This window comes from Pseudoalteromonas sp. Hal040 (assembly GCF_037162425.1).
Lineage (GTDB): Bacteria > Pseudomonadota > Gammaproteobacteria > Enterobacterales > Alteromonadaceae > Pseudoalteromonas > Pseudoalteromonas gelatinilytica.
Genome location: NZ_JARLUU010000001.1, coordinates 2,134,252 through 2,146,130, shown reverse-complemented (window position 1 = coordinate 2,146,130; position 11,879 = coordinate 2,134,252). Strand labels below are relative to the sequence as shown.

The 11,879-nt window shown below is 40.9% G+C and carries 9 protein-coding genes; 7 read left to right on the top strand and 2 right to left on the bottom strand.

Annotation, left to right across the window (positions count from 1 at the left end):
• The first annotated feature begins 185 nt into the window (after positions 1-185).
• Positions 186-740, top strand: a complete 555-nt coding sequence (locus P4S60_RS09800; protein ID WP_063529650.1) for a cytochrome b — start codon at positions 186-188, stop codon at positions 738-740.
• Between the two features lies 1 nt (position 741).
• Positions 742-1,320: a YceI family protein gene (locus tag P4S60_RS09795; protein WP_337115837.1), complete on the top strand. Its 579-nt coding sequence runs from the start codon at positions 742-744 to the stop codon at positions 1,318-1,320.
• Between the two features lie 60 nt (positions 1,321-1,380).
• Here P4S60_RS09795 and P4S60_RS09790 read toward each other — a convergent pair whose 3' ends face one another.
• Positions 1,381-2,244 carry a TIGR02285 family protein gene (locus tag P4S60_RS09790; RefSeq protein WP_337115836.1) on the bottom strand — a complete coding sequence of 288 codons (864 nt, stop codon included), beginning with the start codon at positions 2,242-2,244 and terminating at the stop codon, positions 1,381-1,383.
• Positions 2,245-2,357: 113 nt separating this feature from the next.
• Positions 2,358-2,525, bottom strand: a complete 168-nt coding sequence (locus P4S60_RS09785) for a hypothetical protein (RefSeq protein ID WP_165381452.1) — start codon at positions 2,523-2,525, stop codon at positions 2,358-2,360.
• Between the two features lie 302 nt (positions 2,526-2,827).
• Between P4S60_RS09785 and P4S60_RS09780 the strand changes: the two genes are divergently transcribed.
• From P4S60_RS09780 to P4S60_RS09760, 5 genes are all read left to right on the top strand, one after another.
• Positions 2,828-3,463, top strand: a complete 636-nt coding sequence (locus P4S60_RS09780; RefSeq protein WP_337115834.1) for a hypothetical protein — start codon at positions 2,828-2,830, stop codon at positions 3,461-3,463.
• Between the two features lie 45 nt (positions 3,464-3,508).
• On the top strand, positions 3,509-4,456 hold the full coding sequence (locus P4S60_RS09775) for an acetoacetate decarboxylase (protein WP_337115833.1): 948 nt from the start codon (positions 3,509-3,511) through the stop codon (positions 4,454-4,456).
• A 2-nt stretch (positions 4,457-4,458) separates the two neighbouring features.
• A complete protein-coding gene (locus P4S60_RS09770; protein ID WP_337115832.1) occupies positions 4,459-6,690 on the top strand; it encodes an NAD(P)-binding protein in 2,232 nt (743 codons plus the stop codon).
• 142 nt (positions 6,691-6,832) lie between these two features.
• Positions 6,833-9,097 (top strand): TonB-dependent receptor, encoded by a 2,265-nt coding sequence (locus P4S60_RS09765; RefSeq protein ID WP_337115831.1) that lies wholly within the window; start codon positions 6,833-6,835, stop codon positions 9,095-9,097.
• A gap of 37 nt (positions 9,098-9,134) precedes the next feature.
• On the top strand, positions 9,135-11,816 hold the full coding sequence (locus P4S60_RS09760; protein ID WP_138625624.1) for a 7TM diverse intracellular signaling domain-containing protein: 2,682 nt from the start codon (positions 9,135-9,137) through the stop codon (positions 11,814-11,816).
• The last annotated feature ends 63 nt before the right edge of the window (positions 11,817-11,879 follow it).

The following is an 11,879-nucleotide window of genomic DNA, read 5'->3' as shown; positions in this document are numbered from 1 at the left end:
GCACCTAGCACCTAGCACCTAGCACCTAGCACCTTCTGTCTTTTTCCTTTCCACTTTCCCCTTACAACTTTCCTCTTTCTCTGGGTGTGCATATACGCACAGAAGCTGTTCGTTTTACGCTATTTTCATTATATAAGCCGTCATTTAAGATGTATCTAGTTTCACGATTCTCATGGGAAATGAGTATGTTAAAGAATTCAAAGTCAAGTTATGGCTGGGTGGCCATCTTAGTGCACTGGTTAATGGCACTTGGGGTGTTTGGTTTGTTTGGCTTAGGCGTTTATATGGTTGAGCTAACCTATTACGACGCTTGGTACAAAGGCTCTTTGGACTTGCATAAAAGCGTGGGTATTACCTTAGCAGCATTGTTGTTGTTTCGATTTGGTTGGCGCTTATTAGGTACTCAACCTGAGCCTGTTGCAGGTAGCTCAAAAGCAATGAATCATGTTGCTCACTCAGTCCATAAACTAATTTATTTAGCTTTAATAGTCATTGTGACATCTGGCTATTTAATCTCTACGGCTGATGGCCGTGCAATTGAAGTATTTAATTTATTTGCTGTGCCGGCATTACCAGAGTCGGTGGCGAACCAAGAAGATATTGCAGGTAAAATTCACTTTTATGCCGCGTATGGGCTAATAGCAGTGGTTGTTTTACATGCTTTAGGGGCACTAAAACATCATTTTATCGATAAAGATAAAACCTTAATTAGAATGATCAAACCATTGAAGGATGATTAACATGAAAAAATTACTATTAGGCACAGCACTAAGTGCTGCACTTTTCTCAACAGCAAACGCAAATGCAGCTGACTACGTTATTGATACAGACGGTGCACACGCATTTGTAACTTTTAAAATTAAGCACTTAGGTTACAGCTGGTTACATGGTCGTTTTAATACTTTCTCAGGTAATTTTAGTTATGACGATAAAGCGCCAAATGCGTCTAAAATTAATGTAACGATTGAAACTAAAAGCATCGACTCAAACCATGCTGAGCGTGACAAGCACTTACGCAGCAAAGATTTCTTAAATGTTGATAAATACCCAACTGCAACATTTAAAAGTACCTCAATCAAATTTGATGAAGAGGGTGATGAAGCAGATGTAACAGGTGAATTTACCTTAAATGGTGTGACTAAAACTATTACTTTTGAAATTGATAAAATTGGTGAAGGTAAAGATCCATGGGGTGGTTACCGTGTTGGTTTTGAAGGTGAAACAAGCCTAAAACTAGCTGACTTTGGTATCGACTACAATCTTGGCCCTGCTTCAACGCATGTTGATATTGGTTTATTTATTGAAGGTGTGCGTAAGTAAGCACCATTCATACGACCACCAATTCGCATAACTGTGAGTTAGTAAAATTAAAAGTGCCGCTTAATGAGCGGCATTTTCGTTTCTATCTTTTAATCTCTTTTCTAAAATGGGCTGCAAATTATCCGGTAGCCAGCGAACTAAAACATCATGAAAAGCATCTGTATGCGCTATTTTCTCAAGAGCTTCATCTAATAATTTTACCGTTACCTCACCTTGCTTGTTTTTAGTGCAGCCTATGTAACCAACACTTAACGCCGGAGCTTCAGTAAGTGATAGTTGAGTTAAGTCATCTTCAAAACCCATGGAATGAGCCAAGTAATAATGCTCGCTTGGGTAGCCAAGTAATATATCAATACGCTTTTTTTGTAGCATATAAGTCAAGCTTGCGAGGGTGTCTCGACCAGGGCGTGAGATGATATTTGAATCATGGCTTTCGTTAATCACGCTATCTATATCGGCGCCAAAAGAGCGGCTCATTGATACCCCTAATGCCAAGTGTTTATCGTCTAATAACGATTTTAAAGACACAGGTTTTGTGACGTCTAACTCAAGTTTTGCGGCTAACTCTTTGCGTATGGCAATGGAGGGTGATAAGCCCATTGTTGATGAGTGTTTTGTAAACTGAATATGCTGCTTACGGTGCTCGTTTTGATACAACGACAGCATACAGTAATTGTTGTGCGGGTTTGATAGTTCATGCACGGCACGACTAGCCGGTAATAAAGTGCGTTTAAATGACACTTCAGGGAGTGCTTTTTCTAGTAATTTGATCACACTTTCATCACGACCTGTGCCTTCGTACTTGTCATTCATGATGTAGTAGGGGGCAAAATCGACCATGATCCACTCAATGGTCTTCGGTTGCTTGGTTGCAGCAACTGGCAGGCAAAAAAGTAATAGTAAAATAGACCACACACAACGCATTTTTACTACCTATTTATGGGCTAAAAATATAAGTGTAGCAGGAATTTAGCTATATGCAGGCTGGTGGTGAAAACTAAAACGCCAGCTTGTTGGCTGGCGTTTATCGGTAGGGTTTAGTTGGCTTTTAACCACTTCACAAATTGGCGTGCATCACTGGCCTTTTGGAAGATGGCATTTTTTAAGCCCTGCGTGTCACTAAAAATTACACGCTGTTTATTTACCGAGATTGATTGCACTGGATGTGCGATCTGGATCAAAGATCCGTTGTATTTATATGACATAATAAAACTCACTCTTTCTTTTGTCAGTGTCTGTAGAGCTTTAAAAGGCATTTAAAAATACAGACCGACATTTGTTGTCTTGCTAACAGTGTTGACTAAGTTTGTGACAGTTTGGTGATGATTTGAAAATTCATCGAAATGTCATTTAGCAAACAAGTTGCAAGTATTTATACGAATATGCGGGAATTACTGGATCAAGGTAAGGGGTTAACCGCGTGGTTTCTAAAAACCAGACAAGTAGATTACTGTAAGAATTAACTAAGCGCAAGGTTTATTTTTTAAACATCAAAAATAATCTCTGGATGTTTAACAGAAACAGGCGTATTGTGATTAGGCACAAAATAACAATAAGAAGTATGCTTATGAATTACCTTTTGGTGTCAGATATATTTGGTAAAACAGCGCATTTATCGCTGCTTGCTCAGCAGCTTCGCGGTAAAGTGAGTCTTTGCGATCCCTATCTAGGAGAAATTCAGCTCCCTATAAACGAGCAGTTTCAATATCAGCATTTTATTACTCATTGCGGTCATGATAGTTATTTTGAACGGGTGCATGTAAAAATGGCCGCTATTCGTCAGCCAACCACGATTATTGCATTTAGTGCAGGCGCGCTGGCTGTTTGGCGAGCTCAAGCAGAGTTAAAAAATTCATTCATTAAAAAAATTATTGCCTTTTATCCATCCCAAGTCAGGCATCATCTTGAGCTTGAAGCCAAAGTTCCTTGCCGATTTATTTTTCCTCATAGTGAAGAACATTTTGATATAAAGCCTGTGATTGCAACATTAAAAAGTAAAGCGAAGGTGAGCTGTGAAATAGCCGACTTTGGACATGGTTTTATGAATCCATTATCTGAAAATTTTAATCAGCTTGGCTATCAGCAATTTACAGAACAACTGTTAAAAGAAAGTTGTCATCTAGAAGCTGCCACCAACCATTAAAAACTAGTCTATAGTCATTACTAAACAATAATATAAGTAATGACTATGACGGACCAATCAAATTACAGCCACTTCTTATCTAACCCGGTTGCTAAACCACCTTGTCGAATGATCAATGCGCAAATGTACGGATTTTTTGTTGCTGGGTGTGAGCAAAAAATGCAGCAGTATGTTGATGCAACTTTAAATTTATTAGCAACCGAATCAACCTCGTTTAATGTGTTAGGGAGCACGTGTTTACTTACTTTCACTGATATCGAAAAAATTTCTTCGTTAACGCCACCGTTTTCAGAGCATGGCTGGATGCAAGAAACTGATATTATTATTTGGCTCCCAGTAGCAAAAATGCTCGATGGAGATATTAGTCATTTATATTGGTATCCGGCATTTATTAGCGTCAATAACATTTATGCTTTGATTAATGGCCGAGAAGCCTGGGGCTACAATAAATACCTGTGTGAATATCAAATGCCTGCGACGGTGAGTGATGCGGGCGCCTTTAGTATTTCTTTAGAATGTTTTGATGTGTTTAACCCAGACTCTAAATTAGCAATGCATGAGCTATTAACCATTGAGCAAACACAGGCAAGTACCAAGGAAAACCTACTCGATAACTTATCGCATTTTTCTAAACACGTTACCGATTTGTTTGATGCGCAAATTAAAGGCATTGATTTATCGCTTCTTAAACAATTGTTAGACGGGTTTATTCATCCGCAGATGGATCAGATTTTGTTTAAACAATTTCCCGATGGCCAAGGAGATAAAGCCGTTTATCAAAGCGTGGTTCACTCACCATCGTTAATCAAAAAAATTCACCAATTAAAACTTTTACACAATGATTTTAGTTTGGATGTAAAAGCTCTTTCGAGCTTTCCTCTGCATGACATGTTTGGCATTGCACTTGGCAAACAAGCGGTTCATTTACCTTTTTACGTCAATATGGACTTTGATCAGCTTGGCGCAACACAACTGTTACCAGTACAGGGGTAACCATGGAAAAAGAAAAAATCATCATTGTAGGTGGCGGTGTTGCAGCGATGACTGCGGCAGTGTATCTAACCGAGCAAGCTAATTGGCAAAGCCAGCGTGAGATTACCGTTTATCAACAGGGTTGGCGCCTTGGCGGTAAAGGGGCGAGTGGCCGAAACGCTCATTTTGGACAGCGAATCGAAGAGCATGGTTTACATGTTTGGTTTGGTGCCTACGTGAATAGCTTTCGCACCTTAGAAGGGGTGTATAACTCACTCAATCGACCTGCTAGTTGTTCATTGGCTACTTGGCAGCAGGCATTTAAACCACACAGTTTTATTGCCTTACAAGAGTTTATTGATAACGAATGGCAAACTTGGCCGATAGATTTCCCTACCGTTGAAGGGAACCCCGCTGATGGCAGCCTCGATATAACAGTGTGGGACTTTGTCACCATGACATTAGCATGGCTAAAAAAATGGACCGAAGGCATTGAACATGTTTGCCAGCAGCAAGATGCTAAAACAACTTTAGTGACTAAAAAATCACGGGATCAATCGTTACTCAAACACATGTATCAAGAGATCAAAGCAGACATTGATACCCATTTAAATGGTGCAAAGCAGTTTATTGATGATATTGAAGCAGGTGCAACTGAAATTGCCTCGAACCCACGAACATTGATAACTCATTTGCTGCAGTTCACCGAAAAGCAGGCCACCCATACAGATAAACAGGCCGATCGGCTGGTGATTTGGTATATCGTCAGAAAGTTAAAGCGGTGGTTTAAAGACCAAGTTATTGATTTACTAGATGACAACCCAGAGCTGCGCAGACTTTATATTTGTGCCGATCTTGCGATTGCAATGCTCACTGGACTGATTAAAGATAAAGTATATCGCGACGGTTTTGGTGTCATTAATTGCTATGATTTTCGTCAGTGGCTCGAAAAAAATGGTGCTAACAAAACTTACAGTGTTGATTCTGCGCCAGTGCGTGGCTTTTATGATTTGGTGTTCGCTTACCCTAAAGGTGACTTTAGTAAACCCAATGTTGAAGCCGGCGTTGCTGCCCTTGCCATGTTACGTATAGGGCTTTGTTATAAAGGCGGCGTGATGTGGAAAATGCAAGCAGGCATGGGCGATGTCATTTTTGGTCCAATTTATGAGCTTTTAAAGCAGCGCGGCGTTAAGTTTAAGTTTTTCCATCAGTTAACTAACTTATCTGCTGGGCAAACTGACCAAGGTGAGCCGCAGGTAAGTGAGATTGAGCTTTGCCAACAGGTCAGTTTAGTTGGCCAAGACTATGAACCGCTCATTGATGTAAAACAGCTGCCATGCTGGCCAAGTGAACCCCTGTATGAGCAAATCAGCCCTGAACAAGCGCACTTATTGCAAGAATATCAAATCAATTTAGAGTCATTTTGGAGTAATTGGCCCGAGGTGTATCAAGAACACTTTAGTACTCCATTGCCAACAGTGACGCTTCGCCATGGTATTGATTTTGATACACTGATTTTAGGTGTGTCGGTTGCCTCACTTGAACACGTTGCCCCAGAACTTTTAGCTGTAGATTACGCGCTTTCTCAACAAGCAACAAAAGTGCAAAGTGTGGCGACTCAGGCTTGCCAAGTATGGTTGAATAAAACCGACCCACAACTTGGCTTTACGCAAACTAATGCTGCTCACGAAGGGCCTATTTTAAGTGGCTTTGTCGAGCCGTTTGATACCTGGGCTGCAATGGGCAACTTACTCGACAAAGAAGATTGGCCAAGTGAAAATACGCCTGTGAACATTGCCTATTTTTGCAGTGCATTTAGCTGCGAAAACTACCCACCTGCCAGTGCACATCAATTCCCAGAGCAAATGAAAGCCGAAGTAAAATTGAATATGCATAATTTGTTTAGCGCAGATATGCGGCCACTTTGGCCTGAAGCCTATATTGATAACAAGTTTGATTGGCAGGTATTTTTCAGTGATCCGCACAGCATTTTACCTGTTCTTGAGCAGCAATATTGGCGCGTTAATGTCGATCCCAGTGAGCGCTATGTCTTATCTGTGGTTGATTCCAGTAAATACCGCCTGGCTACAGATGGCAGTCAGTTTGTCAATTTGCGCATCACTGGCGACTGGATAAAAACCGGCGTTAATGCGGGCTGTGTTGAGGCTGCTGTGATGGCCGGTATGCAAACAGCGCGGGCAATATGTGGTTGGCCAAGCGAAATCAGCGGAGAGCATGCATTCGAAAAAGGTTAGTGTGAATAAAGTTGTAAAAAAGTATGCGTATAAGTCATGAAATTTCATGATTTATATGCGACTTTAATCTATTGTTTGGTCTATACTTACCACTAAATTACAACAATTTAACAAGTTTCCCTCTTTTAAGGTCTAAAAGCCAATGAAGCGTCCTTTTCTTAAAGATCCTAAGTTTATGATGTTGTCGAGCACTAGCTTGGCGGCATGTTTAATGGCAAGCGCTGTTGCACAAGGAGCTGAGACTGAAAAAGACATGGAAGTTATTAGCGTTTATGCACAAAAGCGTCCGCAAGCAATTGAAGACGTAAGTGTAGCGGTAAGCCAAGTGGATGGCGAAATTTTAAAAGCTCAGCATTTTAAAGATTCAACTGAAATTGGTTTGTTTGCGCCAAACGTTAAAATTACCCAAAACGCAGCAGAGGGGACGCCTCCCGCTGTGAGTATCCGTGGGGTGGGGTTACTTGATTATAATACGGCGAACACTTCACCTGTTGCCATGTATCTTGATGGCGTTGCGGTTGGGTCTGCTAATAATCAAATTGTTAACTTGTACGATATTGAACAGCTCGATATTTTACGCGGCCCGCAGGGTACCTTGTTTGGCCGTAACTCTACCGGTGGTGCAATACTTATACGCTCAAATCGCCCTGAGTTTGATAGCTATGGCTCGCTAACATTAGGTGTTGCCAATAACAACGCCACCAGCGTCGATGGTATGTGGAACCAGCAACTCTCAGGTTCCAGCGCAATGCGTATTGCTGTTAACTATCAAGACTACGAATATTCAACAAAAAATACTTATGCAGACTCACCAACAGCAGGCATGGAGCAAAAAAATGCCCGTGTGTCTTTTTTATCTGAGTGGGATAACGTTGACGTTTACCTGCAAGCACATATTGAAGATTGGGATGGTATTGCCCAGCCTGTAGGCAATATTGGTGTTGTCGCAAACCCTTTAACGGGTGAGTTGTGTTCACCTGCAGATGCAGGGTCAACGAGCTGTTTTGATAACTTTGGTTTTAATGATGGCAGTGATGATTTTTTTGCAGTGAGTGTTAACAATGACTCACCTCATAAATCTGATGGTTATGGCTTTATTGCTGAACTGAATTGGCATTTAAACGAGCAAAGTACATTTACTTCTCTCTCGAGCTTTAACGATCTCGAAAGAAGCCACGCTTTTAACTGCGATGGCTCGCCAGCTCGTTTGTGCGAAGGTGTATTAGGGTTAGATACCCAATTATTCAGCCAAGAATTGAGGTTATTAAACGAATTTGCTGATTACACACTCACCAGTGGTGTTTATTTTGCCGATGAGACGATTGAGCAAGATAATTTAAATGATATTTTGCGTGATTTCCGGGGTATTTTACCAACAAACTTAACCGCGACCTTTATCTACGATAACGAAATCAAGATGCAAAATTTGGCCGTATTTAGCCAAATTGAAGTGCCTGTCGCAGATAAATGGATGATTACAGCCGGCCTTAGATATGACTATGAGTCACTTGAGTATGACTCAATCGCCACGTTAAATGCGGTGGTTGATGCGAACGACTTAGACGGAGTGCTTGTACCATTTTATCGCGTTACCGATAAGCAATCAGATAACGGCTTTAGCGGCCAATTTGCCGTTAATTATCGTTATTCAGATGCAAGCAATCTTTACTATCGTTTTGCTAATGGTAGTAAAAGTGGCGGCTACAATGGTGGCTTTTTGTCATCTGAAGAACAAGCTATCTTGGCAAACTATGGCAAAGAGCGCTTAAATGCCCATGAAATTGGCTTAAAGTCGTTCTGGCCTGGAAAGCAAATTAGAATGAATTGGGCGGCGTTTTACTATGACTATAACGACCAACAAGTGTTTATGAATCAAGCCTCAGAAACACCGCAAATGCCCCCAGTGCAATTACTTGAAAATGTGGCTGACTCAACTATTTATGGCCTTGAAACTGAAATTAATTACCAAGCAACTAAACAATTAGCCATGCTTCTTTCAGTTGGCTATATCCCTCATGCTGAATTTGAAGATTACGTTGACCCACTTGGCAACAGTATTACCGATAACCAACTGCCATTTACCTCTAAATGGAATGTATCAGCGGGATTAAAATACGATACCAGCTTGGCGTCGTATCCGTTATCGGCCAACATTATTTACGATTATCAGTCTGAGTTTTATTTTGACCAGAACATGAACCCATATGCCCGCCAAGACGGCTTTAGCATTGTTAATGCGCATCTAAAATATGATGTTGATAATTGGTCATTTACTTTATGGGGCAAAAATTTATTTGATACTGAATACAGTCAGTTAAAGTTCGATTTAAGCTCGTTCCTAGGCATGCTTGAAGACTTTAAAGGGGAAGGGCGTCGCTATGGCTTTGATGTTTCACTGCAATTCTAGTCGTTGCCATCTCCAAAATGGTACAGGGGTTTTGTGAATGCGGTTAAAGCTGTATTTAAGTACTCTGCTGTTTTTATTGCTATTGAGTGTTTCGGCTAATGCACAACAGACGTTTGTCTACACTGATGCTGTGGCTGATCAAAACCTTCATGATGTTGGTGAAGTGTTTACGGCAAACGATAATATGTTTCCGCAATCGGTGGCTGCGATTGATGCTTGGCGAGCAAGCAAAAAACCGCAATCTAGAATAAGCTCGGTTGGCGGTAGTTATTGGTTAATTGTTGAAATTGAAAATCTAAGTGATATCGAAGATTTAGTGCTTTATCCGTATAACACCTTGGTTTCGAAAATAGAAAGCCGCATTTACGATATAACTGATCCAACTGCCCCGATACAGCACTTTGTAACTGGTGGGGTCGAGCCGAATCAATTTGCTTTTCACTATGGTAATCGCTTATCTCTTGAAAAAGGTAAGCACTATACGCTTATCACTTATTTTGAGAGTGACTACTTTTATACTCCCGCAAAGCTGGTATTGACGCCTTATCAAGATTATTTTCAAAACATAACCATTGAAAATATGATCATGATGCTGTGCTTTGGGGTGGGCATTGCACTTGGTTTATATAATTTATTAATTTACTTGGTTTCTCGTGATGTCACACACCTTTACTACGCGCTATTTACTGCATCCTGGGTGTTTGCTTGGAGCCATTTTTTCCATATTTCTGATCAGCTGTTTGGTTACTATAATCCTCATCTTCACTGGCTCGGCTTTGCCCTCACACCATTAACCAATATTCTGTTTTACAACAACTTACTTAAACTCAAAGAAACATTTCCGAAACTGGCGCAATTATCCCTGACAGTGGGTGTAATCGCTACTCTGGGTATTCCGTTTTGTATTTTATGGCCAAGCTTTGGTTTTTATTGGTCAACGTTAGTCACCGGTGTCGCTTTATGTTTAGGCTTATACATAGGTATACGCTGTATGCTCATTGGCTTTAAGCCAGCACGCTATTTTGTGCTTGCTTACATTGCCATGATGCTACCGAATATGGTCGGAAATTTAACTAATTTAGGCTTGCTGCCTGCAACCTCCATTAATTTATATTTATTGGGTTTGATAGGCACAGCCATGGACGCTATGTTGCTGGCTTTTGCTGTGGCCGATAAGTTTAGGTTGCTTCACGATGACAACGTAGAGCTCAACAAAAACCTTGAAGAAAAAGTCCATTTAAGAACCTTGGAGCTTGAAGAGCTTGCCTCTGAGCTTCGCGATGCAAATGAAGCTAAAAGTCGTTTTTTAGCGAATATCAGTCATGAAATTCGTACCCCAATGACATCAATCATTGGCTATGCAGATGGCATTATGCTCGGGGACATTAAGCCTCACGAGCGCAACCATGGGATTGGGGTTATTTTGCAAAATAGCCGTCATGTTCTTGGCTTAATAAACGATATACTTGATATGTCGAAGATTGAAGCCAACAAGCTCGAGATTGATTTAGTCGAAACAGACTTGTTTGCCACGATTGCCAATATTGAGTCACTTATCGGCAAGCAAATTCGCGATAAGGGCTTAAAGTTCAGTGTAGATTATCAGTTCCCGTTGCCAGACTACTTGATCACCGATCCGAGTCGTTTAAGGCAAATCTTATTAAACCTCACAACCAATGCCCTCAAGTTCACTCAAGTGGGGCGTATAACCTTAACCGTGAGCTGTCATAACGATAAGTTGTCGATAAGCGTAAAAGACACCGGTATCGGCATGACTGACAAAGAGCAACAAGCTTTGTTCAGTGCTTTTTATCAAGCGGATTCTAGTATTTCTCGCCAGTATGGCGGTACCGGGCTTGGCCTTAACATTTCAAAGAGCCTTGCGCAGAAATTGGATGGGGATATCAGCGTAAAAAGTAATGTCGGCTCTGGCAGTGAATTTATTTTCACTATGTCGGTGTACACCACAGATAACACACGTTGGCTCAATGACATGAGCGAAGTGAAGCTTATTGAAACCTCACCGTTTAGTAAGCTTGATGCGCCTCAAAATTTGAAGGGACGGGTATTACTTGCCGAAGACCATCCAGACAACCGACGTTTAATTGCGCGAATATTAGAGCGGATGGGACTGACAGTGACCACCGTCGAAAATGGTAAAGACGCAGTGCAAGCAACCCTCGAAGACAGTTTTGACCTTATTTTACTCGATATTCAAATGCCCATTATGGACGGTCAAGAGGCATTAAAAATGATGCAAGCAACCGGGGTTAGCGCGCCAATTATTGCATTGACAGCGAATACCATGAAGCATGAAATTGCCCGTTATATGAAGCAAGGCTTTAATGATTTAATAGCCAAACCAATTGATCGCAATGGCTTTAGTCATAAAATTGCCAGTTACTTAGATTGTGATGAGTTGGCCGATATCAAGTTACCTGAAAAAGAGTTTCAAGCGCTTAAAGATGACTATATAAAAGGTCTTGAAGAACAGTATCGAGAAATGCGCGAGCAATACAAAAATATGGATATAGATGGCTTAAGCAGAAATGTTCATATGCTCAAAGGTGCTGCGAATATGTTTGAGTGTGAAATGCTCTATGTTAAAGCCGTTGCAGTAGATACTGCGCTTAAAAAAGATACCGTCACGCTCGATACGCAGCTTATTGCTTCCTTATTTTGTGCTATGCAAGACGAAATAACCAAGGTAACGCATTGATTGCTTGAATAGCGGCTATTTCTTTGTAAGCACAGACAAATTCGCTATTTCTTGATATTAATA

Coding starts and splice junctions, on each gene's coding strand:
- P4S60_RS09775 (WP_337115833.1), top strand. CDS start 3,509: ATGACGGACCAATCAAATTACAGCCACTTCTTATCTAACCCGGTTGCT.
- P4S60_RS09765 (WP_337115831.1), top strand. CDS start 6,833: ATGAAGCGTCCTTTTCTTAAAGATCCTAAGTTTATGATGTTGTCGAGC.
- P4S60_RS09785 (WP_165381452.1), bottom strand. CDS start 2,525: ATGTCATATAAATACAACGGATCTTTGATCCAGATCGCACATCCAGTG.
- P4S60_RS09760 (WP_138625624.1), top strand. CDS start 9,135: ATGCGGTTAAAGCTGTATTTAAGTACTCTGCTGTTTTTATTGCTATTG.
- P4S60_RS09795 (WP_337115837.1), top strand. CDS start 742: ATGAAAAAATTACTATTAGGCACAGCACTAAGTGCTGCACTTTTCTCA.
- P4S60_RS09800 (WP_063529650.1), top strand. CDS start 186: ATGTTAAAGAATTCAAAGTCAAGTTATGGCTGGGTGGCCATCTTAGTG.
- P4S60_RS09780 (WP_337115834.1), top strand. CDS start 2,828: ATGTTTAACAGAAACAGGCGTATTGTGATTAGGCACAAAATAACAATA.
- P4S60_RS09770 (WP_337115832.1), top strand. CDS start 4,459: ATGGAAAAAGAAAAAATCATCATTGTAGGTGGCGGTGTTGCAGCGATG.
- P4S60_RS09790 (WP_337115836.1), bottom strand. CDS start 2,244: ATGCGTTGTGTGTGGTCTATTTTACTATTACTTTTTTGCCTGCCAGTT.